Source organism: Streptomyces sp. RP5T (genome assembly GCF_003933965.1).
Lineage (GTDB): Bacteria > Actinomycetota > Actinomycetes > Streptomycetales > Streptomycetaceae > Streptomyces.
The window spans coordinates 1-24936 of the sequence record NZ_RSAJ01000063.1; the positions used below are offsets into that span (position 1 = coordinate 1).

Genomic DNA, 24936 nt, shown 5'->3' on the forward strand with positions numbered 1-24936 from the left:
CCGCTGTGGCGGAGGGCCGGGCAGGGGACCTGGTGGTGATCCGAGCGCGGGCCGGTTGTCGGACACGATCGGGCCCCGACGGGCAACCTGGGTGCAGCGGCACCTCAGGTGACCGCGCGTGGTGCGGGCCCGGGCCCGGCAGGCCCGGCTCACCGAGGAAGCCGCGACCGGCAACCGGCGACCGGTGACCGCATACCGGCGGCCACGGATCGGCGACCGGTGGCTACGGACCGCAGTGCGCAGGCAGGCGACCACGGGCCGGCGACCACGGGCCGACGACCGCAGACCGGCGAGCGCAGGCCGGGCGGACGGCGCGTCCCACGGCGAGGTTTGGGGGAGGTCCCGGTCGTGCCCCCGGGCCGCCGGTGCCGGACGCGCCGACCTGCCCCCGGCGGCTCCCGCACCTCCAGACCCCGCATCGGGCGAATTGACACGCGGCCCCTCGCTCCACCGCACAACGCCCGCAGGAACACCCCGGGTCAACCGACCCGGGGTACGCCTCGCGCTGACGGGCCCGGTCCCCGGGTCAGAGCTGTGACAGCTCGTCCACCAGGTCGTCCAGCCCCAGCGAACCCTGCGACAGCGCCGCCATGTGCCAGGCCTTGAGGTCGAACGCGTCGCCGTGCCGTTCGCGGGCCTTCTCGCGGCCCAGCAGCCAGGCCCGTTCGCCGAGCTTGTAGCCGATCGCCTGGCCCGGAATCGTCAGGTAGCGGGTCAGCTCGCTCTCCACGAAGTCGGCCGGACGGCTGCTGTGCGAGCCGAAGAACTCCTGCGCCAGCTCGGGCGTCCAGCGCTCGCCCGGGTGGAAGGGGGAGTCCGCCGGGATCTCCAGCTCCAGGTGCATGCCGATGTCGACGATGACCCGGGTGGCCCGCATCATCTGCGCGTCGAGATACCCGAGCCGCTGCTCCGCGTCCGTGAGGAAGCCGAGTTCGTCCATCAGCCGCTCCGCGTACAGCGCCCAGCCCTCGGCGTTGGCGCTCACCCCGCCCACGGTGGCCTGGTAGCGGGAGAGGTTCGCCGCGACGTGCGTCCACTGCGCGAGCTGGAGGTGGTGGCCGGGCACGCCCTCGTGGTACCAGGTCGAGACGAGGTCGTAGACCGGGAAGCGGGTCTGCCCCATCGTGGGCAGCCAGGTGCGGCCGGGCCGCGAGAAGTCCTCCGACGGGGCCGTGTAGTACGGGGCCGCCGCACCACCGGGCGGGGCGATGCAGGACTCCACCTTCCGCACCCGCTCGGCGAGTTCGAAGTGGGTGCCGTCGAGCGAGTCGATCGCCTGGTCCATCAGCCCCTGGAGCCAGTCGCGGACCTCGTCGACGCCGTCGATGTGCTTGCCGTGCTCGTCGAGGTGGGCGAGCGCCACCCACGGCGTCGCGGCACCCGGCAGGATCCTCTCGGCCTCCTGCTTCATCTCGCCGAGCAGCCGGTGGTACTCCGACCAGCCGTACGCGTACGCCTCGTCCAGGTCGAGGTCCGTGCCGTTGAAGTAGCGCGCCCAGCGGGCGTACCGCTCCCGGCCCACGGTGTTCGGGGCGCCCTCGATCGTCGGCGCGTACACGTCCCGCATCCAGTCCCGCAGCTCCACCACGGAGGCGGTCGCGGCGCGGGCGGCCTCGTCGAGCTCGGCGCGCAGTGCCGCCGGGCCGGAGGAGACGAAGTCCTCGAACCAGCCACGGCCGTTGCCGTCGGTGTCGGCCCACTCGGTGAGCTGCCCGACGAAGGTGGCGGTCGGACGCGGCGCCGCGTACAGCTTGCGCTCAAGCCCCAGGGCGAGGGACGCGCGGTAGCCGGCGAACGCGGCCGGCACGGCACGCAGCCGCTCGGCGATGGCGGCCCAGTCCTCGTCGTTCTGGTTCGGGGTGACGGTGAAGATCTCGCGGATCGAATGCGGGACCGTGTGGAGGTTGCCGACCGCGCGCAGGCCCTCGTCGGCCTCGTGCACGGCGAGTTCGGCCGTCAGCCGCTCCCGCAGCAGCCTGCCGCACCGGCGCTCGATGTCACTGTCCGCGCCGGGCTGCCGCTCGGCCTCGTCGAGCTTCGCGAGCGTGGCGCGCTGGAGCCGCGCGAGCGCCTCCTGGCCGGCCGGCGAGGTGTCGGGCAGCCTGCTCGAACTCTCCTTCACCCCCAGGTAGGTACCGGTGATCGGATCGAGGGCGATGAGCTCGTCGACGTAGGCGTCGGCGACCTGACGGGGCAGCGGGATCTGGGTATCGGACATGCGGTCCATCCTCATACGCGGACCTCGCGGGCGTCACCCCGATTCCGCTGTCGGCGTGGCAGGCGGGAGGAGCGGCCCGCAGTCCCACTGCTGGAAGATCAACCGCGTCTCCACGCGGGCCACTTCACGGTGTGCGGTGAACTCGTCGAGCACCAGCCGCTGGAGGTCGGTCATGTCCGCCACGGCCACGTGCACGAGATAGTCGTCGGGCCCGGTCAGATGGAACACGGTCCGCGACTCGGGCAGCGCCCGGATCCGCTCCACGAACGGCCCCACCAGCTCCCGCCGGTGCGGTCTGACCTGCACCGACAGCAGCGCCTCCAGACCCCGGCCCAGCTTCCCCGGATCCAGCCGCAGCTGATGGCCGAGGATGACGCCCGAGCGGCGCAGCCGGGTCACCCGGTCCAGGCAGGTCGAGGGGGCGACACCCACCTGTGCGGCGAGGTCGCGATAGGTGGTCCGGGCGTCGTTCTGCAACAGCCGCAGCAGATGCAGGTCCACCGGGTCCAGTACGACAGATTCGGCCATTGGCCGAACGTAACACGGACTTCCGCCCGTAAATGCCGGTCGGTGTTCACCCTCGTCGTCATGGACTCAGCGCGCACCGCCACCGCCTCCCGTACGCCGCTCAGGGCACTGGCCACCGAGGCCGTCCACGCCGGCCGCGACGACCTCGTCCGGCAGGGACTGCACGCCCCGCCCATCGACCTGTCGACGACCTACCCCTCGTACGACAGCCGCGGTGAGGCCGCCCGGATCGACGCCTTCGCCGCCACCGGCGCCGAGCCGGAGGGCCCGCCGGTCTACGGACGCCTCGGCAACCCGACCGTCGCCCGCTTCGAGACCGCCCTGGCCCGGCTGGAGAACACCGAGGCCGCGGTCGCCTTCGCCAGCGGCATGGCCGCGCTCACGGCGGTCCTTCTCGTACGGGCCTCCCTGGGCCTGCGCCACGTCGTGGCCGTCCGACCCCTGTACGGCTGCAGCGACCATCTCCTGACCGCCGGGCTTCTCGGCACGGAGGTCACCTGGACCGACCCGGCGGGAGTCGCCGACGCCCTGCGCCCGGACACCGGTCTGGTCCTGGTCGAGTCCCCGGCCAACCCCACCCTCGCCGAGATCGACCTGCGGGCCCTGGCCCACTCCTGCGGTTCGGTCCCCCTGCTCGCGGACAACACCTTCGCCACGCCGGTGCTGCAACGGCCCGCGGAGCAGGGCGCCCGGCTGGTGCTGCACAGCGCCACCAAGTACCTCGGCGGCCACGGGGACGTGATGGCGGGGGTGGTGGCCTGCGACGAGGAGTTCGCCGGGCGGCTGCGGCAGGTGCGTTTCGCGACCGGCGGCGTCCTGCACCCCCTGGCCGGCTACCTCCTGCTGCGCGGCCTGTCGACCCTCCCTGTCCGGGTCCGCGCCGCCTCCGCGACCGCCGCCGACCTCGCCCGCCGCCTCGCCGCCGACCCCCGGATCACCCGCGTCCACTACCCGCGGATCGGCGGCGCGATGATCGCCTTCGAGGTCGACGGCGACCCGCACGAGGTGATCGACCAGGTCCGGCTGATCACCCCGGCGGTGAGCCTGGGCAGCGTGGACACCCTCATCCAGCACCCGGCGTCGATCAGCCACCGCATCGTGGACGCGGACGACCGGCGGGGCGCCGGGGTGAGCGACCGGCTGCTGCGCCTGTCGGTGGGCCTGGAGGACGTGGAGGACCTGTGGGCGGACCTGGACGCGGCCCTCCGGCGGGCCTCGGTCGCTACTGCGCCTCGATCCGTGTGACTCCCACGGCGCGCTCCGGCTCCGCCTGGGCGGCGAGGCGCGCCGTGATCACCAGGGTGCCCTCCTCGATCTGGTAGTCGAGGGGGAGCCCCAGCCCCCGCATCGCGGCCACCATCCCGGTGTTGGACGCCTGCGTCACGGCGTACACGCTCTCGCACCCGGCCTCGGCGGCCATGGCGACCAGCCGCTCCAGCAGCTCGCCCCCGATACCCCGCCGCTGCCATGCGTCCTCGACGAGCAGCGCGACCTCGGTCTCGTCCCCGTCCCACAGCAGATGTCCGAGCCCGACCAGCCGGCCGGACGCGGTCTGCACGGCGAGCGTGCGCCCGAACCGGGGGCTGAGCAGGTGGTTCAGATAGCGGTCGGCGTCACCGACCGGCCCGTGGTACCGCATGCCCAGGGTCCGTGCGGAGCACCGCTCGTGCATCGCCACCGCGGCCGCCAGGTCCCCGGTGTCGGCCCGGCGCACGGTGATGTCGTGGCCCTCCGGCAGCGTCAGGACGTCCTGGCTGCGCGGCACCCGCGGGCCGAGCCGGGCGTCCAGCTCGACCAGGGCCCGGGCCCGGGCGAACTCCGTCGGCGTGAACGGCAGATACGGCCGTTCCACGGTGATCACTCCGCCTTCCGGTGCCCGCAGCCGCATCACGGTCTCCTCCAGCGCTCCTTCGACGGGGACCCCCTCCGGCCCACGACCGCCTCCCACCGGCACGGCCGGCAGGGACCGGATCGTGCACCGGCCCAGCAACTGCCTCAGCGCGAGCGGGAGTTCGGCCGCGTCCAGCGCGGTGCGGGTGGCGAGGCCGAGCACCCGGGTCGGGGCGTCCACGAGATCGTGCGTGTCGGCCCGCTCGATCCAGGTGTCGGTGCCGCCGGCCCGCGCGACGGCCCCGGTGATCCCGGAGCCCTCCAGCGTGCCGGGGGCGCGCAGCAGGAACTCGTCGACCGTGCCCTCGGCCAGCGGGTGCGTCTGGAGGCTGAGGATGTCGATCCGCTGCCCGGCGAGAACCGTGCACAGGGCGGCCAGCGAGCCCGGTTCGTCCTTCACCGTGGTCCGCATCCGCCACAGCGTGCTCTCCGCCGCTACGGGATCCGCGGTCCCCGACGGCCCGGCCTGCTCCCCCTCGGGCAGCGGCCGGGCGCCGGTATCGCCCGTCGGGGGCGCGTGGCCGTGCCGCCGTGCCCACCAGGTGTGGAATCCCGCCGTGGCGGCCAGGGCCACCGCCGAGATCACCAGCAGCGCGGTCCCGTCGGGGCCGTGCCCGATCAGGTTCGCCACGGTGTCGGCCACGGCCACCGCCGTGAACAGGGCCGCGAGTTCGATCACGTCGCGCCGCCAGTGGTGCACGGGGCGACCGTGTCGCGCACGGGTCACATCAGACATGTCTCGAGTCATGCAGCCACTGTGGAGGAATGGTGTTGCGTGATCACGAACGCATTGTGACTGATCGGTAAAGTGTGGTCCGTACGATTTGTGCCCTTTTCAACAGTTCACGGGCCGCACACCGGGGGATGACGCCGGTGCGCGACCCGCCGTCGAGGGTACGGGAGTTACTGCCCCACCCGGCCCGGCTGGAGCACCTGAGTGAACAGCACGGTGCCGTCCTGCTCACGCAGCCGTACCGTCAGCTCGCCGCTGTGGCCGTCGATGTCGACCTCGCCGAAGAACTGGTAGCCGCCCGCGGGGGAGACGTTGGAGGCGGTCGGCGCCTTCACGAACACCCGCTCGGGGCCGAAGGTGTTGTCGAGCGCGCTGGCCGGGAAGGCACCGGCGTTGAGGGGGCCCGAGACGAACTCCCAGAACGGCTCGAAGTCGGTGAACGCGGCCCGCGAGGGCTGGTAGTGCTGGGCCGAGGTGTGGTGGACGTCGGCGGTCAGCCACACCGTGCCCGTGATCCGCCGGTGCTTGACGTACCGCAGCAGCTCGGCGATCTGCAGCTCACGCCCGAGCGGGGCACCCGGGTCGCCCTGCGCGACCGCCTCGATGTTCGCCCTGCCCTCCGTGGCGTCGGGCACGACCAGGCCGAGCGGCATGTCGGAGGCGATCACCTTCCACACCGCGCGAGAGCGCGACAGCTCCCGCTTGAGCCACTCCAGCTGCTCGCGGCCGAGGATGCCCTGCGGGTCCACGGTCTGGTCGTCGGGCGAGTTGGCGTTGCGGTAGGTGCGCATGTCCAGCACGAACACGTCGAGCAGCGGGCCCTGCCGCAGCACCCGGTACACCCGGCCGTCCCGCGCCCCCGGCCGCAGGGTGGAGACCGGGAAGTACTCGCTGAACGCGCGCCGCGCCCGGCCCGCGAGCACGTCGACGCGCTTCTCGGTGTAGCGGGTGTCGGAGTCCAGGATCGTCTGGCCCGGGTACCAGTTGTTGCGCACCTCGTGGTCGTCCCACTGGATGATCGACGGGACCTGGGCGTTGAAGGCCCTGAGGTGGTGGTCGAGCAGGTTGTAGCGGAAGTTGCCGCGGAACTCGGCCAGGGTCTCGGCGACCTTGGACTTCTCCTCGGTGGTGATGTTCCGCCAGGTGCTGCCGTCCGGCAGGGCGGCGGTGGCCGGGATCGGGCCGTCGGCGTAGATGTTGTCGCCGCTGCACAGGAAGAAGTCCGGGTCGAGCCGGGCCATCGCCTGGTAGATCGTGTAGCCGCCGAAGTCCGGGTTGATGCCCCAGCCCTGTCCCGCCAGGTCGCCGGACCACAGGAACCGCACCCCGTCACGGCGCTTGTGGGACACCGTGCGGAAGGTGCCGGTGACCGGCTCGCCGGTGCGCCGCGGGTCGTCCGGGTCGGCCAGCAGCACCCGGTAGTGGATCTGCTCGCCCGACGGCAGCCCGCGCAGCCGGGTCGTCCCCGTGAAGTCGGTGTCCGCGCCGAGCAGCGGGCCGTGCCAGCGGCGCGGATTGCGGAACGACCCGGTCGCGGACGTCTCCACGATCATCCGGGCCGGACGGTCCGAACGCACCCATACCAGGCCCGAGTCGGAGGTCACGTCTCCCGTCTGCACGCCCCAGCCCGCCCCCGGGCGCCCGGAGAGGGCGAGGGCCGGCGCGGACGCGGAGAACGTCGGAAGGGTGAGGGCGGCCGAGGCGGCCAGGGAGCCGCGCAGCACGCTGCGGCGACCGGGGAACGGACGGTGTGACATGGATGCGCCTCCAGCGATGGGATCCGGCCAGTGTGCGATGCCACAACTACGGGGGCGCCGCAGCGCACACGCAAACCGCAGGTGAACAACCGGCCGCGGGAACAAGGGAACCCGTGTCCGGCCGGGCGCGGCTCAGGCGCGGGCGGCCTCGGCCATCAGCCGTACGCCGGCCCGGATCCGCGTCGGGGACAGGTGCGCGTATCCGAGGACCAGCCGCACACCCCCCTCGTCGTCGGGCTCGGCACGCGCGTGTGCGTAGTCCGTCAGCGGGCGGACGCCCACCCCTGCCGCGCCGAGGCGTGCCAGGAACTCCTCCTGGGGCCCGTACCGGTGCGGCAGCGCGGCGATCACATGCAGTCCGGCGGCGATCCCGGACACCCGCGTGCCGGGCAGGTGCTCCTCCAGCGCGGCGACCAGCGCGTCGCGCCGCTCCCGGTAGGCGCGCTGGCAGCGGCGCAGTTGGCGGTCGTAGTCGCCCCGCTCCAGGAACCGGGCGAACAGCGCCTGGTCGATCGTCGGATGGCCGAGGTCCATGGTCCGCTTGCGCTCGACGACCTCGTCGGCCAGCGACTGCGGCACGAGCAGCCAGCCGAGCCGCAGTCCGGGTGCGAGGGACTTGCTGACCGATCCCGTGTAGGCGACCCGGTCCGGGTCGAGCCCCTGGAGCGCGCCTACGGGAGCCCGGTCGTAGCGGAAGTCGCCGTCGTAGTCGTCCTCCAGGACGAAGCCGTCCACCGAGCGCGCCCAGCCGAGCAGGTCCGCGCGCCGCCGCGCCGAGTAGGCGATCCCGGTGGGGAACTGGTGGGAGGGCGTGGTGACCACGGCCCGCACACCGGCCTCGCGCAGGGGCCCGAGGGAGATCCCCTCGCCGTCCAGCGGTACGGGAACGGTGGTGACGCCCGCCGCCGCGTACAGCTCGTCGTGCTGCGGGCTCCCGGGGTCCTCCACGCCGGCCGTCGCCAACCCGCGCGCGTGGAGCGCGAATCCGAGCAGCGAGGTCGCCTGCGCCACACCGGAGACGACCACGATCCGCTCCGGATCGGCGACCACGCCCCGGCGGCGCGTCAGCAACCCGGCCAGGGCGGTACGCAGTCGGGGCAGCCCGCGCGGGTCGGGATAGCCGAGGTCCTGGTGCGGCAGCTCCGCCAGCACGCCCCGGTGGGCGGTGGCCCAGGCGGCGCGGGGGAACAGCGACAGGTCGGGCGTCCCCGCGACGAAGTCCGCGCGGCTGCCCGGGGCGCGTGGCGCCAGGTCACGCGCGCGTGGCCGGGCGGCCCGCACGGCACCCCCGACCCAGGTGCCCGCGCCCCGGCCGCTGCGCAGATAGCCCTCCGCCGTCAGCTGCTCGTACGCCTCGGTGACCAGCCCGCGCGAGACCCCGAGGTCGGCGGCCAGATCCCGGCTCGACGGCAGCCGCGTCCCCGGTGCGAGCCGTCCGGACCTGACCGCCTCGCGCAGGGCGGCCTGCAGGGATCGGCCACGCGTGCGTGCGGGTGCGGAGACGGCGGGCAGGAGCAGTTCCCAGGCCGCCGAGCCGACGGGATCGCCGGGCGGCCGGCGCTGCGGATTGGTCCCCGATGACGTCATGGAACTGGACCTTAAACCGGGCCGCGCCGCTTCCTAGCGTCATTTCCCATGAACACCACCACCAGGCGCGGCTCCCTCCTCGCCGCGCTCGCCTGCGTCCTCGTCGGAGCCTCCTTCACCGCCAACAGCCTCCTCGGCGACTACCCGTACGCGGGCGGGCAGTTCATGCGCTACGGCCTCGCCGCACTTCTGCTGGCCCCTTTCGCGGCGAAGGGCGCCGGGACACGCCTGCGCGCGCTCGGGCCCCGCCACTGGACCCGTCTCGCACTCCTCGCGGCCGTCGGCATGGTCGGTTTCAACCTCGCCGTCATCGCCGCCGAACGCACCGCGGAACCCGCTGTCCCCGGCGTCCTCGTGGGCTGCGCCCCCGTCCTGGTGGCCGTCGTCGTCCCGCTGCTGGAGGGACGCCGGCCGCGGCGCCGGGTCCTGCGGGGCGCGCTGCTCGTGGCCCTCGGCGCTTTCACGGTCCAGGGCTGGGGCCGTACCGACGGGACGGGCCTCGCCTTCTCGGTGTGCGCGCTGGCCGGTGAGGTCGGCTTCGCGGTGCTCGCCGTACCGGTGCTGCGGCCCCTGGGGCCGCGGCTGCTGTCCGCCGCCGTCTGCGCGGTCGCCGCCGTCGAGGCGGCGGTGGCGGGAGTGCTCCTGGACGGCACGGCGTGGCTGCGCCGCCCCGGCACCGACGAGGCCGCCGCCCTGCTGTGGCAGGCGGTGGTCGTCACCGTCGTCGGCTTCGTGTGCTGGTACATGGGCATGCAGCGGATCGGCGCGGAGCGCGCCACGCTGTTCTCCGGCCTGATCCCGGTCGCGGCCGCCTGCACCGCGCCCCTGGTCGGCACGGGCTCCTACGGCGCCGCCCAGGCCGTGGGCAGCGCCCTGGTCGGCGCCGGGGTCGCCCTCGGCTCGGGGGCGTTGAGCCGGGGGCGGAAGGGGTCAGCGGCTGCCGTCGAGGATGACCCGCGCGACCAGGGCGGGGTCGTCGTTCATCGGGCAGTGGCCGCAGCCCGGCAGCCGCACGAGCCGGGCCCGGGGAATGATCTGCTTGGCCCGCACGCCCTGCCGGCGTACCAGCAGCATGTCCCTGGTGCCCCAGGCGACCGTGACCGGCAGCCCCGGGACGTCGTCGCCGAACTGGACGGCGGTACCGGCCCGGAGCGTCTCGTCGAACCCCGTGGCCTGTGCGAGGGCGAGCGTCTCGGCGACCACGGCCTCGGGTGAACGGCGGCCCGGGCGGGCGTAGATGGTGCTCGTCAGCATCGTGCGGCCGGCCGCGCTGCGCGACAGCCGCTCGACCAGTGGCAGCGGCAGTCGCCGGGCGATGTGCCGCATCGCCAGCAGCACCCCGAACGCGTAGCGCCGCTCGGCCTGCGACCAGAACCCGGCGGGGGACAGCGCGGTGACGGACCGTACGAGCCGCTCGCGGCCCAGTTCCAGGGCCAGCAGCCCGCCGAGGGAGTTGCCCGCCACGTGCGGGCGGTCCAGCTCCAGCGCCTCGCAGAACGCCCCGAACACCGACGTCGTGGTGGCCAGGTCGTACGACAGCCCCTCGGGCAGTCCCGGTGACGCGCCGAAGCCCGGCAGGTCCACGGCGATGACGTCGCGCTCGGTCGCCAGGATGTCCACCACCGGGTCCCAGGCCTGCCGGTGGTGCCCTATCCCGTGCAGCAGGAGCAGGGGCTCCCCGCGTCCCGCGCGCGTGTAGGAGACGGTCACGGGCTGCGGCCCCTCGGGGGAGGGGACCTTGAAGGAGACGGTGGCGGACATGAGGGCTCCTTGACGGGGACTCACGGGCTGGGCGGGGCGCACGGCGGACGCGCTGTAGACAGCTTGTCAGCAATTGCTACCGGCGGGTAGACCCCGCCCGTGCCAGGACTCGCGGCACGTCCGTATCGCCTGGACACCGACCGGCGTCTGCGTTGGGATGACTCCGTGGCCACTGACGCAGAGACCGATGTCTTCGAAGCACACCGTCCCGTCCTCATGGGCGTCGCCTACCGGATGCTCGGACGCGTCACCGACGCCGAGGACGTGGTGCAGGAAGCATGGCTGCGCTGGTCGGCGGCCGACCGCAGCGAGGTGCGCGAACCGCGCGCCTACCTGGTCCGCGTCACCACGCGCCTGGCGATCGACCGGCTGCGCCAGGTCAAGGCGCGCGGCGAGACGTACGTCGGCCCCTGGCTGCCCGAGCCGTACGTCACCGACTTCGGCGACACCGTCCCCGACACCGCCGAACAGGCCGTCCTCGCCGACTCTGTCTCCCTCGCGGTCCTGGTCGTCCTGGAGTCGCTGTCCCCCCTGGAGCGGGCGGTGTTCGTCCTCAGGGAGGCGTTCGGCTATCCCTACGCCGACATCGCCGCCATGCTCGACCGCGCCGAACCGGCCGTACGGCAGCTGGCGGGGCGGGCCCGCCGGCATGTCGAGGAACGGCGGCCCCGCTACGACGTCGACCCCGTCGTGCGCCGCGATCTGACGGAGCGCTTTCTGGCCGCGGCCGGCGGCGGCGACCTGGAGGGGCTGATGTCGTTGCTCGCCCCGGACGTCCGCCTCGTCGGGGACAGCGGCGGCAAGACCAAGGCGCCGCTGCGGGTCCTGGAGTCGGCCGACCACGTGGGCCGCTTCGTCGTCGGTGTCGCCGGGAAGGGCGTCGCGGACCTCTCCTGGCGTTTCCTGGAGGTCAACGGCGGGCCCGCGGTGCTCGTCCTGTCGGGCGGAAAGCCCGACTCCGTCTTCCAGATGGACGTCCTCGACGGCCGCATCCAGGCCGTCTACATCATCCGCAACCCGGACAAGCTGCACGCCCTGTCCGCCGCCTGAATGTCTCATTGACACCGTGTGACATCACACCCGCGCGCCCCGCAGGGGATCGAGGATTGGTCTTGACCAAGGGTGGGGGCCGCCCTATGGTCGCAGAGAAGTGCAACAACCTTTAATAAACAAGGGCGCTAAAACGCCGCCGGACCACGGCGATTGCGGAGGACAGGGTGGGGACCACGCAGCTCGAATCGGTACCGGAACCGAAGTACTGGCATCTCAGGACCGTGCTCAGTGAGGCACTGGACTCCGAATTCTCCGTGGGGGAGATCCTGCCCAACGAGCGCGATCTCGCCGCCCGTTTCGGCGTCGCCCGTGCCACGCTCCGCCAGGCCCTGGAGCAACTGGAGCTGGAAGGACGGCTGCAGCGCCGCCGCGGCGTCGGCACGACCGTCGCCCCGCCGCGCGTGGGCGTGGCCGTCGGCACCGAACAGCAGGCGTGGCCCGGGGCGGCCGGCGACGACTGGCAGACCGTCGACTGCGCGGCCGCGGTGCCCCCCGCGGCCGTCGCGGACGCACTCGGCACCGACCGCGAGCAGCCGGTGCACATCGTGCGCCGCTCCCGGGTGACCCACGGTCAGCCCGTCGCCGCCGAACTGCTGTACGTCCCCGAGGCGTTGGTGCCGGAGCTCTCCGCCATAGACACGCCGTCCGGGGCGGCCCGCGCGCGTGCCGTGCTGCGCGAACTGCAGCGCCTGGAACTGGAGAGCCGGGAGAACGCCGTCGAACTCGGCTCGGCCCGCGCCGACGACGCGAAGGAACTGGACCGCCTGCCCGGCGCCCCGGTCCTCGTCGTCACCACCCGCTACCTGGCCGGCGGCCGCACCGCCGCGGTCTCGGTGGCCACCTACCGCGCGGACACCTGCCGACTGACCTTCGGGGACTCCGGCGCGGTGGAGATCCACGAGGACCCGGAGCGCCGGGCCTCCTGACCGGTACGGCGGCGGCCCGGACCTCGCTCCGGGCCGCCGCCGTGTGCCGTCGGACCGCTCACCGACGCGCCGTGACCGTGCCCTCCACCGCGAACAACTGCTCCTCCACATGGTCCAGGGCCAGCCGCAGCGCACCCGTCGCCACGGCCGCCTCCCCCAGGAGCGACAGGGCCACCTTGGGCGGGCGCAGACAGTACCGGGCCAACTCCCGCCGCAGCGGCTCCAGTACGCCGTCCAGACCGGCCGCCCAGCCGCCGACCACGACGAGTTCGGGATCGAGGGCCAGGACGAGAGCCGCCACGTCGTGCACCAGCCGCTGGATGAAGCGGTCCACGGCCGCCCGGGCCCGCTGGTCGCCCTGCCGCGCCTGGGCGAAGACCTCGGCGACGGCCTGCTCGTCGAGCGGGTGCAGCGGCTCGTCCGTGGTGGACAGCAGCGTCTCCGGAGTGACCTCGCGGCCCAGCAGGTGCAGCGCGCCGATCTCCCCGGCCGCCCCGCCGTACCCGCGGTGCAGCCGTCCGCCGATCAGCGAACCCGCCCCCGGGCTCAGCCCGGCCAGTACGAACACCACGTCGTCGGACTCGGTGGCGGAGCCCTTCCAGTGCTCGGCGACGGCGGCCGCGTTGGCGTCGTTCTCGACCAGCACCGGGCACTTGAAGGAACGGCTGAGCCGCTCGCCGAGCCGCAGCCTCGTCCACTCGGGCAGCGCCGAGCACAGCCGTATGGTGCCGTCCGCCTCCACGACGCCCGGCGAGGCGACCCCGACGGCCCACAGGGAGTCGCGCGCGACCCCGGCCCGGCGCAGCAGTTCGGCGACCGCCGTGCGCAGCCTCTCCAGGCGTTCGTCGGCCGGGGCCGTCTCGTCGACGTCCTTGGCCACCGCGCCGAGCACCTTGCCGTCGAGGTCGGACAGCAGCGCGGCGACCCGGTGCGGCCCGATGTCCAGGCCCAGCAGATGCCCGGCCTCGGCCCGGAACCGGAACCGTCGCGCGGGCCGCCCTTGCCGGCGCGCCACGCTCTCGTCCGCCGCCTTCTCGACCACCAGGCCTGCCTCGATGAGTCCCTCGACGACCCCCTCGACCGTCGGCCGGGACAGGCCCGTCACCCGGGTGATCTCGGTCAGCGTCGCGCAGTCCGTGGCACGCAGCGCGTGCAGCACCACCGCGGAATTGATCCTTCGCAGGAGCGAGGGGTCCCCGCCGGTCAGTCGCCCCAACGTCCGTCCTCCCAGCTCGTGCGCGTGTTGGGCGGATCGTACTCGGCGCGGCGCCCCGCGGGCAGGGCCGGGTTCGCGCGGACGCGCCCGCGCCCCGTCCCACGGCCGCTTCAGCCGGGCGCCACGAACCCGGATTCGTACGCCGCGATCACCGCCTGGGTGCGGTCGCGTGCCCCCAGCTTCGCCAGCACGGCACTGACGTGCGACTTCACGGTCTCGGTGCCGACGACCAACCGCGCGGCGATCTCCGCGTTGGACAGCCCGCGCGCCATCAGCCGCAGCACCTCGGCCTCCCGCTCGGTCAGCTGGGCCCGCTCCATCGCGGCCCGGGCCGCCCGGTTGCCGCCCTCGTCGCCGTACCGGGCGGCCAGCTGCCGCACCGAGGCGGGGAACAGCAGCGACTCGCCCTCGGCGACCAGCCGCACCGCGTGCACGATCTCGGCCGGCCGGGCCCGCTTCAGCAGGAACCCGTCGGCCCCGGCCCGCAGCGCCTCGTACACGTACTCGTCGTTCTCGAAGGTCGTCACCACGAGGATCTTCGGCGGTTCGTCCACGGTCCGCAGCACCGCGCGCGTGGCCTCGATGCCGTCCAGCAGGGGCATCCGTACGTCCATGGCGACCACGTCGGGCCGCAGCCGCCGTACGAGGGGGATGACCGCCGCCCCGTCGGCCGCCTCGCCGACCACCTCGATGTCGGACTGCGCCTCCAGGACCGCCCGCAGACCGGCGCGTACGAGGGGTTCGTCGTCGACGAGGAGAACGGTGACCGGCATTCCGTCAGCGTAGATCAGCGCAGCGGCAGCTCTGCATGCACCTGCCAGTCGCCCCGGTCGGGTCCGGTGTGCGCCCGGCCGCCGAGCAGGGCCGCCCGCTCGCGTATGCCGCGCAGCCCGCTGCCCCGGCCGGGGCCCGGTATGTCGGCCGTCAGCGGATTGCGGACCTCCAGCGCGAGGGCCTCGCCCGTGACCTCGACACGCACCCGGACCGGGACGGCCCCCGCGTGCCGCAGCACATTGGTCAGCGCCTCCTGAAGGATCCGGTAGCCCTCCCGGGAGACCGGCCCGGGCACGGTGTCCACCGGCCCGGTCAGCTCGGCGTCCACCTTCGCGCCGGACGCGCGCGCCGACTCCAGCAGCCGGCCGGCGTCCGTCAGCGTCGGGCGGCCGCTCACCGGCCGCTCCGACTCGCGCAGGATCCCGAGGACACGCTCCAGGTCCTCCAGCGCGGCCCGGCCCGTCTCCTCGATGGCGCCCAGGGCCCGGTCCGTGAACGCCGGGTCGCCGGCCGCGCGGGCGGCGCCCGCCTGGACGACGGCGACGGTCAGCGCGTGCCCGATGGAGTCGTGCAGCTCCCGCGCGATGCGGGTGCGCTCCAGGAGTTGCTCGGTGCGCTCCTCCAGGGCGGCCAGGCGCTCGGCGGGGGAGGGGCCCAGCAGCCGCAGCGCGAGCCAGGTGATCAGACGGCCCGAGACGACCACGGTCGCCGCAAGGGCGGCCAGCGACACGGGCGCGAGCAGCACGTGCCACCACCGGTGCCCGTCGAGGAGTACCACCCCCTCGTCGACGTCCCGGCCGAAGACCGACGCCACCAGGCCCACCGAGCCCAGGAGCAGGTGCACGCTGAGCATCGCCGTCGCCCAGCCGAGCAGCAGCCGTGCCTCCAGCCACACCACGAGCCGTCCCCGGTCGCTCCAGGACAACGACGGCGCGACGACGATGTCGCTGCTCTCGCTGTTGTGCCGGTGCCCGGTCAGCAACAGCCTCGCCTGCAACCCCTCCACGGTGCGCATCGCGGGCACCAGCCCGGCGGGCGCGAGCGTCACGGCCGCCACCAGCCAGGTCCACCACGCCTCTTCGACGAACATCCACATGGCCGGCCACACGACGGCGACGAACAGATGCAGCCATCGTGTGTACGTCACCGCCCGGCCGAACGGGCGCAGCAAGCGGACCATTCGGCCATCGTGCCAGCCGCCACCGACAACGGGCCTCCCCCGCACGGGGGAGACGATCTCCACCCGCGGGGGAGGCCCCGCACCCGCGGCACCGGCCAGGCTGCTGCCATGACCAGCATCGAAGTCCAGGCCCTCACCAAGGAGTTCGGCACCCGACGCGCCGTGGACGACCTCACCTTCCGTGTCCTGCCCGGCCGTGTCACCGGCTTCCTCGGCCCCAACGGCGCCGGAAAGTCCACCACCATGCGGCTCGTCCTCGGCCTCGACCGCCCCACCTCCGGGACGGCCACGATCGGCGGCCGCGCCTACGCCACGCTCGACGAACCCCTGCGGCACGTGGGCGCGCTGCTCGACGCCCGGGCCGCGCACGGCTCCCGCACCGGCCGCGACCATCTGCGCACCCTGGCCGCGAGCAACCGCATCCCCGACCGCCGCGTCGACGAGGTGCTCGCCGAGACAGGGCTGGCCTCGGTGGCCCGGCGCCGGGTGCGGACGTACTCCCTGGGCATGCGGCAGCGGCTCGGCATCGCCGCCGCCCTGCTCGGCGACCCCGGCGTGGTCATGCTCGACGAGCCCTCGAACGGCCTCGACCCCGAAGGCATCATCTGGATCCGCGAGCTGCTGCGCCGACTCGCCGCGCAGGGCCGCACGGTCCTGGTCTCCAGCCACCTCATGAACGAGACCGCGTCCTTCGCCGACCACCTCGTCGTCCTGGGCAAGGGACGTCTGCTCGCCGACACCCCGATGCGGGAGTTCATCCACGCGCGCGTACGTCCCGGTGTCCGCATCCGCACGAGCGACCCGGTCACGCTCAGGACCGCCCTGGCCCGGCACGGCCATGACGCCGTGGAACACGAGGACGGCCACTGGACCGTGCGGCACGCACGCGTGGACGAGATCGGCCTCCTCGCCTCGGCATCCGGCGTCCCCCTCCTCGAACTGGCCGCGGAGGAGGCCACCTTGGAGCAGGCCTACCTCGACCTCACCTCCACCGAGACCGAGTTCACCGCACAGCCCCAGGAGGCCTGACATGCCCTGCGCCGCCGTACTCCACTCCGAGTGGCTGAAGATCCGCACCCTGCGCTCGCTTCTCGGCACGCTGCTCGCCCTGTTCGCCGCCACCACCGCCTTCTCCGCGATCGCCGGGGTCTCCGAGACCTCGGACCCCGGGTTCGACCCCCTTTTCATGGCGCTGTCCGGGGTCGCCCCGGGCCAGATCGCGGCCATCTCCTTCGGTGCCATGGCGATGTCGTCGGAGTTCCACGGGGGTGGGCTCCGGCTGTCGCTGGCCGCGGTGCCGCGCCGCGGACGGTGGTTCGCGGCGAAGGCGACGGCCGTGGCCGTCCCCACCCTCGTGGTCGGCCTGGTGACCGCCCTCACCGCCCTCGTCGTGGCACGTGCCGGTCTCGGCGGGGCGGCGCGCGGTCTCAGCGTGGGCGAACAGGTACGCGGTGTCGTCGGCTGCGGGATCTACCTCACCCTGATGGCACTGCTGGCGGCCGGACTCGCGGCGGTGCTGCGCAGCGGGCAGGCGGCACTCTCGCTCCTCATCCCGTTCATCCTGGTCGTCTCGTTCGTGATCGGCGACGTGGCCGGCGGGGCAACCGACTTCCTGCCCGACCGGGCGGGCCAGATCGTCCTGTACGAGACGTACGACGGGCCCCTGGGACCCTGGACGGGACTCGCCGTGACCGCGGCCTGGGCGGCCGCCGCGCTGGCCGCGGGGGCCTGGGGCGTGCGGCACCGGGACGCCTGACCCGGCACATCGTCTGACGCCCCGCCAAATGTCAGTGGCGGCCGGTTTACTGGATCACATGGACAGTGCGAAGTATCTCGCCGCGATCGACTCGCTGTGCGCCCGCGACCTGACCGCGGCGGACGGCGAGTCGGGCGCCTTCCGGTCGGGGCCCGGATACCGCATCGAGTCGTTGGAGACGAGCCACGGGACCCGGGACGGCGACGCGGCACCGCGCATGGCGATCGTGGGGGATTTCTATGCCCTCAAGAGCCGCATAGGCCAGGAGTTGGACGACCGCTGGGGCAGGCAGCAGCGCCCCTGGGGCATGGGCACGCTCAAGCTGCGCCTCGACCGGGGCGAGGAGATACCCGAACCCTGGTTCACGACGTGCGTCGTGACGGACGATCTGGACCTGTGGCAGCCCCCCGGCTCGGACCGCTGGATCGCCCTCGGCGTGGGCTACCGGGACCAGGCCGACGAGGTCCATGTCCTCGCCGTGGCCTCGGACATCGACCCGGTGTGACCCGCGCGAAGAACCCCGTCGCGCCGCGGTAGGACCGGGCCTAGCCCAGCTCGGCCGCCACCCGCAGCCGGGCGAACTCCTCCGCCATCGTCGCCGCGGTCCAGTGCGCGTTGAGCCCGCTCGGATTGGGCAGCACCCACACGCGCGAGTCTCCGATCGCCCGCTCCTGCGGTCCGACCCGCGCCTTCTTGTCGCCGAAGGCGGCACGGTAGGCCGTCACCCCTACCACGGCCAGCCAGCGGGGCCCGAGCCGCGTCACCTTCTCCGCCAGCAGCCGCCCGCCCTCGCGGTACTCCTGTGGGCTCAGCTCGTCCGCCCGCGCCGTCGCCCGCGCCACGACATTGGTGATCCCGAGCCCGTACGACAGCAACTCCCGCTGCTCCGAGGGCTTCAGGAGCCTCGGGGTGAAGCCGGACAGATGCAGCACCGGCCAGAACCGGTTGCCCGGCCGGGCGAAGTGATGGCCCGTCGCGGCCGTCGTCAGACCGGGGTTGATACCGCAGAACAGCACGTGAAGGCCGTCCGCGACGACGTCCGGTACCAGACGGTCCCGAGCGGCCTCCAGCTCCTCTGGGGTGAAGCGCGTCATCGCGTGGGGCGTGTCAGAGGATCGCCCCGGGCGTGTAGCCCGCGGCCGCCGGGTGCTGCTTGACGATCTCCTCGATGCGGCCGACGACCACGGCGACCTGGTCGGCCGCGGCGCCCGTGAAGGACAGCTTGTCGGCCATCAGCGCGTCCAGCTGGGCGCGGTCGAGCGGGATGCGCTCGTCGGCGGCCAGCTTGTCGAGGAGTTCGTTGCGCTCGGCACCCTGCTCACGCATCGCGAGGGCGGAGGCGACGGCGTTCTCCTTGATCGCCTCGTGCGCCACCTCACGGCCGACACCCGCGCGCACCGCGCCCATCAGCACCTTGGTGGTGGCGAGGAAGGGCAGGTAGCGGTCCAGCTCGCGGGCGACGACGGCCGGGAAGGCGCCGAACTCGTCGAGCACGGTGAGGAAGGTCTCCAGGAGGCCGTCGAGCGCGAAGAACGCGTCCGGCAGCGCGACCCGGCGCACCACCGAGCAGGACACGTCGCCCTCGTTCCACTGGTCGCCCGCCAGCTCGCCGGTCATCGAGGCGTAGCCGCGCAGGACGACCATCAAACCGTTGACCCGCTCGCAGGACCGCGTGTTCATCTTGTGCGGCATCGCCGAGGAGCCGACCTGGCCCGGCTTGAAGCCCTCGGTCACCAGCTCGTGCCCGGCCATCAGACGGATCGTCTTCGCCAGCGAGGACGGGGCCGCCGCCAGCTGCACCAGCGCGGTGACGACCTCGTAGTCCAGGGAGCGCGGGTAGACCTGGCCGACCGAGGTGAACGCCTGCGAGAAGCCCAGGTGACCGGCGATGCGCTGCTCCAGCTCCGCCAGCTTCGACGCGTCCCCGCCCAGCAGGTCCAGCATGTCCTGCGCGGTGCCGACCGGGCCCTTGATGCCGCGCAGCGGGTAGCGGGCGAGGAGCTCCTCGACGCGGCCGCAGGCCACGAGCAGCTCGTCCGCGGCGGTCGCGAAACGCTTGCCGAGGGTGGTGGCCTGCGCGGCCACGTTGTGGGAGCGGCCGGCCATGACCAGCTCGGCGTACTCGCCCGACAGCTTGCCGAGGCGGGCCAGGACGGCCACCGCGCGGTCGCGGATGAGCTCCAGGGACAGGCGGATCTGGAGCTGCTCGACGTTCTCCGTGAGGTCCCGGGAGGTCATGCCCTTGTGGACCTGCTCGTGCCCGGCGAGGTCGTTGAACTCCTCGATCCGCGCCTTCACGTCGTGCCGCGTGACCTTCTCGCGCTCGGCGATGGAGGCCAGGTCGACGGTGTCGAGGACGCGCTCGTAGTCGGCGAGGGCCTGCTCCGGCACCTCGATCCCGAGGTCCTTCTGGGCCCGCAGCACGGCGAGCCAGAGCTGACGCTCCAGCCTCACCTTCTGCTCGGGCGACCAGAGCGTGGCGAGCTCGGCGGAGGCGTAGCGTCCGGCGAGGACGTTGGGGATGCGGGGCTTGGCGGGAGCGGAAGTCACGTGTACGGATTCTACTGGCGATTCGTGCAGGTCGGCGCCCGGGTCCCGTTCGTCGGAACCTACGAGAGCCGCTCCGCGAGTTCCGCCAGGACCTCCGCGTGGCACGGTTCGGGCGCACACCAGCAGGCCAGGGCCCTGCCGCGCAGGCCGGGCAGCAGAGCGAGCAGATCCGGCCGCTCCAGCAGGTGGGCCCGGTACTTCGCCATCACCTCGGCCCGTGTGCCGTCCCGGCGGCGGGTGGGGGTGTCGTAGGCGAAGGGGTTGTACAGCGGGTGCTTCGGCAGGTCCCAGCCGCCCAGGGTCCAGCGGCGGCCGACGTAGATGAGGTCGGCGGGCGCGTGTTCGAGGCGGGGGCCGTACTCGTGGATACGGCCCCTGACATTGACCACGCGCGTGTGCACGGCGTCCTCAGTGCTCGTACGGCAGGAGGTCGGGCCGCTTCGGGGGCAGGCCGTCGCCCGAGGAGCGGCCGGTCAGGCGCCGGCCGATCCAGGGCAGCAGGTGCTGCCGGGTGAAACGGACGTCGGCGATCCGGCGGGCCAGCCACGGGGGCGGCACGGTGGCCGGCAGCGGCGTTCGCCACTCCGTGTCCTCGGGGTCGTAGCCGAGGGCCTGCCACACGGCCTCGCAGACCCGGCGGTGGCCGTCGGCCGTCAGGTGCAGCCGGTCCACGTCCCACATCCGCTGGTCGGACAGCGAGGCCGCGCCGTACAGGTCGACGACCACGGCACCGTGCTGTCCGGCGAGTTCGTCGATGACCGTGAACAGCTCCTCCATGCGGGGCCGGAACCGGGCCTGGACCGGGCCCTGGCGGCCGGGGCTGTGCATCAGCACCAACTGCTTGCAGGACGGGGCCAGCCGCTCCACGGCCTCCGTCAGCAGGTCGCGCACCCGGACCATGTCGCACTTGGGCCGCAGGGTGTCGTTGAGGCCGCCGACCAGCGTGATCACGTCCGCCTGCATCGCCGCGGCCACGTCGACCTGCTCGTCGACGATCTGCCGGATCAGCTTGCCGCGCACCGCGAGGTTGGCGTACCGGAAGCCGGGGGTCACGGCGGCCATCCGGCCGGCGAGGAGGTCCGCCCAGCCCCGGTAGGTGCCGTCCGGCAGCAGGTCCGACATGCCCTCGGTGAAGGAGTCGCCGACCGCGACCAGGCTGGAGTAAGTGGGATTCGTCTGCATGGCGGAAGAAATGGTAACGCGCTCACATACTTACCGGTCGGTGGGTACGGGCCCCTCACACCTGCTGTCCGAACAGTTCCCGCAGCACGTCCTCCATCGTCACCAGTCCCGCCAGCCGCCCGTCCGTACCGAGCACCGCGGCCAGGTGAGTCCGGCTGCGCCGCATCGCCGTCAGCACGTCGTCGAGCGGGGTGCTCTCCCGGATCCGTGCGATCGGCCGCATGTCCCGCACCGAAAACGGCAGATCCCGCGGTGAGGCGTCCAGCGCGTCCTTGATGTGCAGATAGCCGACGATCCGGCGCCCCTCGTCCACCACCGGGAAGCGGGAGAACCCCGTCTCGTTCGACAGCGCCTCCAACTGCTCCGGGGTGACGCCCACGCGCGCGTAGACCACGCCTTCCAGCGGCAGCACCACGTCCCGTACGGGGCGCCGGCCCAGCTCCAGGGCGTCGTGCAGCCGCTCCCGCGCGCGTTCGTCGATCAGTCCCGCCTCGCCGGAGTCCCGCACGATCCGCGCCAGCTCGGCGTCCGAGAAGGTGGCCGTGACCTCGTCCTTCGTCTCCACGCGCAGCAGCTTGAGCAGGGCGTTCGCGAAGGCGTTGACCGTGAAGATCACCGGGCGCAGCCCACGCGCCAGCGCGACCAGCGGCGGCCCGAGCAGCAGCGCGCTGCGCACCGGCTCCGCGAGGGCGATGTTCTTCGGGACCATCTCGCCGAGCAGCATGTGCAGATAGGTCGCCAGGGTCAGCGCGATCACGAACGACACCGCGTGCCCCGCGCCCTTCGGCACGCCCACCGCGTGGAACACCGGCTCCAGCAGATGCGCGATCGCCGGCTCCGCGACCACGCCCAGGACCAGCGTGCACAGCGTGATCCCGAGCTGCGCGGCCGCCAGCAGGGCGGAGACGTGCTCCAGCCCCCACAGCACGCTCTTCGCCCGCCGGTCGCCCTGCTCGGCGTACGGCTCGATCTGACTGCGCCGCACCGAGATGAGCGCGAACTCGGCCCCCACGAAGAAGGCGTTGACGACGAGCGTCGCCAGACCGATCAGCAACTGCACGACCGTCATCGCCGGCCCCCTTCCCCGGCCCCGGGCGCGTGCAGCAGCACGCGCGCGGCCCTGTGTCCCTGTGCGTCCGTCACGTCGAGCTGCCAGCCGGCCACCCGGACCGAGTCGCCGGCGGCCGGAATCCGGCCCAGTTCCGTCGCCAGGAGGCCGGCCAGTGTCTCGTAGGGACCCTCCGGGGCCCGCAGTCCCACACCGGCGAGCTGGTCGATGCGGGCCGAGCCGTCGGCCCGGAACAACTCCCTGCCCTCCTCGTCGGTACCCGCCGGGTCGAGGTCGGGCGTCTCGTGCGGGTCGTGCTCGTCGCGCACCTCGCCGACCACCTCCTCGACGATGTCCTCCAGCGTGGCCACGCCGGCCGTGCCGCCGTACTCGTCGATGACCACCGCCATCGTGCGCTTGCCGGAGAGCCGGTCCAGCAGCCGGTCCACGGTCAGCGACTCGGGCACCAGCAGCGGCTCGCGCAGCAGCTCGGCGACCGAGGCGCGGGGCCGGCGCTCGGCCGGTACCGCCAGGATGTCCTTGATGTGGGCGATGCCGACGACCGAGTCGAGGCTGCCGCGGTAGACCGGGAACCGGGACAGGCCGGTCGCGCGCGTCGCGTTCGCCACGTCCTCGCAGGTCGCCTGCACGTCCAGGGCGATCACCTGCACCCGCGGGGTCATCACGTTCTCCGCGGTCAGGTCGGCGAGGTTCAGCGTGCGGACGAACAGCTCGGCGGTGTCCGCCTCCAGCGCGCCCGCCCGGGCGGAGTGCCGGGCCAGCGCGGCCAGCTCCTGCGGCCCGCGCGCGGAGGCCAGCTCCTCGGCGGGTTCCAGACCGAAGCGCCGCACCACCCGGTTGGCCGTGTTGTTGAGGTGGGTGATGAAGGGGCGGAAGGCCGCGCTGAACCAGCTCTGCGCGGTACCCACCCGCTTGGCCATGGCCAGCGGCGAGGAGATCGCCCAGTTCTTGGGCACCAGCTCGCCGACCACCATCAGGAACACGGTCGACAGCGCGGTCCCCAGCACCAGCGCCAGCGACCGGGACGTGGACTCCGGGACCCCCAGCGCCTCCAGCGGCCCCGCGATCAGGGCCGCGATCGACGGTTCGGCCAGCATGCCGACGACCAGGTTGGTCACGGTGATCCCGAGCTGCGCCCCGGACAGCTGGAAGGTCAGATTCCGTACGGCCTTCAGGGCGCCGGACGCACCCCGCTCACCGCGCTCCGCCGCCCGCTCCAACTGGCCGCGCTCGACCGTGGTCAGCGAGAACTCCGCCGCCACGAAGGCACCGCAGGCCAGCGAGAGCAGGATCGCCACCAGCAGGAGGAGCACTTCGGTCATCGGGTCACCTCCGTCCCATGATCGGACAGGGTCCCCAGGATCGCCCGTCCTAGCCGGCGGCGAGGGGCTTCACCCAGCGCCGCCACTTTTCCTCGGGCGCATACCCCGCCGCGCGCCATGCGTGCTGTGCCGTCTCGTTGCGCACCAGCACCATCGCGTCCCCGCGCCGCCCGCCGAGCCGTACGAACCGCTCCTCCGCGGCCGTGAGCAGCGCCGCCCCGATGCCGCGGCGCCGGCGCTCCGGGTGCACCGCGAGCCGGTACAGATGGCACCGCCAGCCGTCGAAGCCCGCGATCACCGTGCCGACGAGTTCGCCGTCGAGCTCGGCCAGGATCAGCGCCTCGGGGTCCCGCGTGACCAGCCGTTCCACGCCGTCCCGGTCGTCGCTGATGCTCGTCCCCTCGGCGGCCCGCTTCCAGAAAGCCAGCACGGTGTCGAGGTCGTCGGGCGCCGCGGCCCGTATCCGCAGGTCGGTCATGGGGCGATCCCATCACGCCCGCCGGGTCCGCCACCCGCGGTTTCGGCATGCGGACGGCTACCGGCCGCGCAGCCGGGCCATCACCGGTGCGAACGCCTCCATGGAGGCCTCCAGCACGGTCAGATAGGTGAAGCCGTACCGCTCGCGCTGCGCCAGCACCTGCGCGACGATCTCCTCGACCGTGCCGATCAGCATGATGGGCAGCTCCAGGGCCTGCTGGAGGGTCAGGTCCGGCATCCGGTGCAGGAACGGGGTGGCTACGGCCTCGCGGTCGTCGGTGACGACCACCGTCTGGACGAGCAGGTTCAGTTCGGCCGGTTCCTTGCGTCCCCCGGCCAGTCGCCGGTAGTGCGCGACGCGTTCGTCGAGCTGCTCGGCGGTCGTCGGAACCACCTTTCCGGCCGGGTCGCCCGGTACCAGGGTCGCCCCCGTGAAGGCGGCGATGTCCGCGTGCTCGGCGGACAGCCGCAGCACGCGGTTGCCGATGCCGCCGATCAGCAGGGGCACCCGGGGCCGCTGCACCGGCTGCGGCAGGTGGTCGGCCGAGGACAGCAGCCGCTCCAACTCCTCGACGGTGTGCCGCAAGTGGGCCACGCGCTCGCCCGGCGAGCCGAAGGGGAGCCCGGCCCGGTCGTGCTCGGCCTGTACGTAGCCGGTGCCCAGGCCGAGTTCGAGACGGCCGCCGGTCAGGGCGTCCACGGTGGCCACCTCACGGGCGAGCAGCGTCGGGTTCCAGAAGGCCGCGTTGAGCACGAACGTGCCGAGCCGGGGCCGCTCGGTGACCTCCGCCGCCGCGACCAGCGCCGGGAACGGCGCGACCTTGCCCAGATGGTCCGGCACCAGGATCACGTCGTAACCGAGCTCCTCGGCCTGTCGGCACCTGCCGCGCCAGGCCTCGTCGGTGGCGGCGGCGGTGAGGTTGACGGCGAAGCGGAAGGGGCGGGGCTGAGCGGGGC

The 24936-nt window shown here is 73.3% G+C and carries 23 protein-coding genes and 1 pseudogene; 7 read left to right on the top strand and 17 right to left on the bottom strand.

Going from position 1 to position 24936, the window contains the following annotated elements; all coding sequences use genetic code 11:
* Positions 1–526: 526 nt before the first annotated feature.
* Together EHS43_RS09810 and EHS43_RS09815 are read right to left on the bottom strand one after the other, a co-directional pair.
* Positions 527–2218, bottom strand: coding sequence for a DUF885 domain-containing protein (locus tag EHS43_RS09810; RefSeq protein ID WP_125190139.1), 1692 nt, complete (start codon positions 2216–2218; stop codon positions 527–529).
* Positions 2219–2251: 33 nt separating this feature from the next.
* Positions 2252–2746, bottom strand: a complete 495-nt coding sequence (locus EHS43_RS09815) for an Lrp/AsnC family transcriptional regulator (RefSeq protein WP_125190140.1) — start codon at positions 2744–2746, stop codon at positions 2252–2254.
* A gap of 60 nt (positions 2747–2806) precedes the next feature.
* On the opposite strand from EHS43_RS09815, the gene EHS43_RS09820 reads away from it, so the two are divergent.
* Positions 2807–3991, top strand: a complete 1185-nt coding sequence (locus EHS43_RS09820; RefSeq protein WP_125190141.1) for a PLP-dependent aspartate aminotransferase family protein — start codon at positions 2807–2809, stop codon at positions 3989–3991.
* Here EHS43_RS09820 and EHS43_RS09825 read toward each other — a convergent pair.
* The 3 genes from EHS43_RS09825 to EHS43_RS09835 form a co-directional block, all read right to left on the bottom strand.
* On the bottom strand, positions 3969–5336 hold the full coding sequence (locus tag EHS43_RS09825) for a GNAT family N-acetyltransferase (protein ID WP_125190142.1): 1368 nt from the start codon (positions 5334–5336) through the stop codon (positions 3969–3971). The two genes, EHS43_RS09820 and EHS43_RS09825, sit on opposite strands and share 23 nt — an antisense overlap.
* Positions 5337–5539: 203 nt before the next feature.
* Positions 5540–7126: an alkaline phosphatase gene (locus EHS43_RS09830; protein ID WP_125190143.1), complete on the bottom strand. Its 1587-nt coding sequence runs from the start codon at positions 7124–7126 to the stop codon at positions 5540–5542.
* 132 nt (positions 7127–7258) lie between these two features.
* Positions 7259–8713, bottom strand: a complete 1455-nt coding sequence (locus EHS43_RS09835) for a PLP-dependent aminotransferase family protein (protein WP_125190144.1) — start codon at positions 8711–8713, stop codon at positions 7259–7261.
* A 48-nt stretch (positions 8714–8761) separates the two neighbouring features.
* Here EHS43_RS09835 and EHS43_RS09840 point away from each other — a divergent pair.
* Positions 8762–9598, top strand: a pseudogene (locus EHS43_RS09840) (EamA family transporter); the annotation flags it as partial.
* A gap of 45 nt (positions 9599–9643) precedes the next feature.
* Here EHS43_RS09840 and EHS43_RS09845 read toward each other — a convergent pair.
* Positions 9644–10474, bottom strand: a complete 831-nt coding sequence (locus EHS43_RS09845; protein WP_125190145.1) for an alpha/beta fold hydrolase — start codon at positions 10472–10474, stop codon at positions 9644–9646.
* Positions 10475–10639: 165 nt separating this feature from the next.
* Between EHS43_RS09845 and EHS43_RS09850 the strand changes: the two genes are divergently transcribed.
* Together EHS43_RS09850 and EHS43_RS09855 are read left to right on the top strand one after the other, a co-directional pair.
* Complete coding sequence (locus tag EHS43_RS09850) at positions 10640–11524, top strand: RNA polymerase sigma-70 factor (RefSeq protein ID WP_125190146.1); 885 nt, start codon at positions 10640–10642, stop codon at positions 11522–11524.
* A gap of 167 nt (positions 11525–11691) precedes the next feature.
* Positions 11692–12453: a GntR family transcriptional regulator gene (locus EHS43_RS09855; RefSeq protein ID WP_125190147.1), complete on the top strand. Its 762-nt coding sequence runs from the start codon at positions 11692–11694 to the stop codon at positions 12451–12453.
* 58 nt (positions 12454–12511) lie between these two features.
* Here the strand turns inward: EHS43_RS09855 and EHS43_RS09860 are convergent, their stop codons facing one another.
* The 3 genes from EHS43_RS09860 to EHS43_RS09870 all read right to left on the bottom strand — a co-directional run bounded on the left by EHS43_RS09860 (position 12512) and on the right by EHS43_RS09870 (position 15623).
* Positions 12512–13669 carry an ROK family transcriptional regulator gene (locus tag EHS43_RS09860; RefSeq protein ID WP_125190148.1) on the bottom strand — a complete coding sequence of 386 codons (1158 nt, stop codon included), beginning with the start codon at positions 13667–13669 and terminating at the stop codon, positions 12512–12514.
* 110 nt (positions 13670–13779) lie between these two features.
* A complete protein-coding gene (locus EHS43_RS09865) occupies positions 13780–14442 on the bottom strand; it encodes a response regulator transcription factor (protein ID WP_125190149.1) in 663 nt (220 codons plus the stop codon).
* A 14-nt stretch (positions 14443–14456) separates the two neighbouring features.
* A complete protein-coding gene (locus EHS43_RS09870) occupies positions 14457–15623 on the bottom strand; it encodes a histidine kinase (RefSeq protein ID WP_125190150.1) in 1167 nt (388 codons plus the stop codon).
* A gap of 108 nt (positions 15624–15731) precedes the next feature.
* Between EHS43_RS09870 and EHS43_RS09875 the strand changes: the two genes are divergently transcribed.
* The 3 genes from EHS43_RS09875 to EHS43_RS09885 are packed head-to-tail and all read left to right on the top strand — an operon-like array spanning position 15732 to position 17884.
* Positions 15732–16652, top strand: coding sequence for an ABC transporter ATP-binding protein (locus tag EHS43_RS09875; RefSeq protein WP_125190151.1), 921 nt, complete (start codon positions 15732–15734; stop codon positions 16650–16652).
* Position 16653: 1 nt separating this feature from the next.
* Complete coding sequence (locus EHS43_RS09880; protein ID WP_125190152.1) at positions 16654–17379, top strand: ABC transporter permease; 726 nt, start codon at positions 16654–16656, stop codon at positions 17377–17379.
* 58 nt (positions 17380–17437) lie between these two features.
* Positions 17438–17884, top strand: coding sequence for a hypothetical protein (locus EHS43_RS09885; protein WP_125190153.1), 447 nt, complete (start codon positions 17438–17440; stop codon positions 17882–17884).
* A gap of 40 nt (positions 17885–17924) precedes the next feature.
* Here the strand turns inward: EHS43_RS09885 and mug are convergent, their stop codons facing one another.
* From mug to EHS43_RS09925, 8 genes are all read right to left on the bottom strand, one after another.
* Entirely contained in the window at positions 17925–18473 is a 549-nt protein-coding gene (gene mug / locus EHS43_RS09890; protein ID WP_125190154.1) for a G/U mismatch-specific DNA glycosylase, read from the bottom strand.
* Positions 18474–18486: 13 nt separating this feature from the next.
* On the bottom strand, positions 18487–19929 hold the full coding sequence (gene purB, locus EHS43_RS09895) for an adenylosuccinate lyase (protein ID WP_125190155.1): 1443 nt from the start codon (positions 19927–19929) through the stop codon (positions 18487–18489).
* A gap of 59 nt (positions 19930–19988) precedes the next feature.
* Complete coding sequence (locus EHS43_RS09900; RefSeq protein ID WP_125190156.1) at positions 19989–20330, bottom strand: DUF4326 domain-containing protein; 342 nt, start codon at positions 20328–20330, stop codon at positions 19989–19991.
* Between the two features lie 7 nt (positions 20331–20337).
* A complete protein-coding gene (locus tag EHS43_RS09905; protein WP_125190157.1) occupies positions 20338–21111 on the bottom strand; it encodes a GDSL-type esterase/lipase family protein in 774 nt (257 codons plus the stop codon).
* A 55-nt stretch (positions 21112–21166) separates the two neighbouring features.
* Complete coding sequence (locus EHS43_RS09910) at positions 21167–22180, bottom strand: hemolysin family protein (RefSeq protein WP_125190158.1); 1014 nt, start codon at positions 22178–22180, stop codon at positions 21167–21169.
* Positions 22177–23502 (bottom strand): hemolysin family protein, encoded by a 1326-nt coding sequence (locus tag EHS43_RS09915; protein WP_125190159.1) that lies wholly within the window; start codon positions 23500–23502, stop codon positions 22177–22179. The genes EHS43_RS09910 and EHS43_RS09915 overlap by 4 nt, the downstream gene beginning before the upstream one ends.
* Positions 23503–23551: 49 nt before the next feature.
* Positions 23552–23980: a GNAT family N-acetyltransferase gene (locus EHS43_RS09920; RefSeq protein WP_125190160.1), complete on the bottom strand. Its 429-nt coding sequence runs from the start codon at positions 23978–23980 to the stop codon at positions 23552–23554.
* Between the two features lie 57 nt (positions 23981–24037).
* Positions 24038–24936: LLM class F420-dependent oxidoreductase (locus EHS43_RS09925; protein WP_148104034.1), on the bottom strand; the 899-nt coding region annotated here is incomplete at its 5' end.

What these genes read in the sequence shown, in the direction of transcription:
- EHS43_RS09915 (WP_125190159.1), bottom strand. Translation starts at nt 23,502, where the DNA reads ATGACCGAAGTGCTCCTCCTGCTGGTGGCGATCCTGCTCTCGCTGGCC.
- EHS43_RS09875 (WP_125190151.1), top strand. Translation starts at nt 15,732, where the DNA reads ATGACCAGCATCGAAGTCCAGGCCCTCACCAAGGAGTTCGGCACCCGA.
- EHS43_RS09845 (WP_125190145.1), bottom strand. Translation starts at nt 10,474, where the DNA reads ATGTCCGCCACCGTCTCCTTCAAGGTCCCCTCCCCCGAGGGGCCGCAG.
- EHS43_RS09820 (WP_125190141.1), top strand. Translation starts at nt 2,807, where the DNA reads ATGGACTCAGCGCGCACCGCCACCGCCTCCCGTACGCCGCTCAGGGCA.
- EHS43_RS09905 (WP_125190157.1), bottom strand. Translation starts at nt 21,111, where the DNA reads ATGCAGACGAATCCCACTTACTCCAGCCTGGTCGCGGTCGGCGACTCC.
- EHS43_RS09835 (WP_125190144.1), bottom strand. Translation starts at nt 8,713, where the DNA reads ATGACGTCATCGGGGACCAATCCGCAGCGCCGGCCGCCCGGCGATCCC.
- mug (WP_125190154.1), bottom strand. Translation starts at nt 18,473, where the DNA reads ATGACGCGCTTCACCCCAGAGGAGCTGGAGGCCGCTCGGGACCGTCTG.
- EHS43_RS09920 (WP_125190160.1), bottom strand. Translation starts at nt 23,980, where the DNA reads ATGACCGACCTGCGGATACGGGCCGCGGCGCCCGACGACCTCGACACC.
- EHS43_RS09830 (WP_125190143.1), bottom strand. Translation starts at nt 7,126, where the DNA reads ATGTCACACCGTCCGTTCCCCGGTCGCCGCAGCGTGCTGCGCGGCTCC.
- EHS43_RS09815 (WP_125190140.1), bottom strand. Translation starts at nt 2,746, where the DNA reads ATGGCCGAATCTGTCGTACTGGACCCGGTGGACCTGCATCTGCTGCGG.
- EHS43_RS09865 (WP_125190149.1), bottom strand. Translation starts at nt 14,442, where the DNA reads ATGCCGGTCACCGTTCTCCTCGTCGACGACGAACCCCTCGTACGCGCC.
- EHS43_RS09870 (WP_125190150.1), bottom strand. Translation starts at nt 15,623, where the DNA reads ATGGTCCGCTTGCTGCGCCCGTTCGGCCGGGCGGTGACGTACACACGA.
- EHS43_RS09885 (WP_125190153.1), top strand. Translation starts at nt 17,438, where the DNA reads ATGGACAGTGCGAAGTATCTCGCCGCGATCGACTCGCTGTGCGCCCGC.
- EHS43_RS09810 (WP_125190139.1), bottom strand. Translation starts at nt 2,218, where the DNA reads ATGTCCGATACCCAGATCCCGCTGCCCCGTCAGGTCGCCGACGCCTAC.
- EHS43_RS09910 (WP_125190158.1), bottom strand. Translation starts at nt 22,180, where the DNA reads ATGACGGTCGTGCAGTTGCTGATCGGTCTGGCGACGCTCGTCGTCAAC.
- EHS43_RS09880 (WP_125190152.1), top strand. Translation starts at nt 16,654, where the DNA reads ATGCCCTGCGCCGCCGTACTCCACTCCGAGTGGCTGAAGATCCGCACC.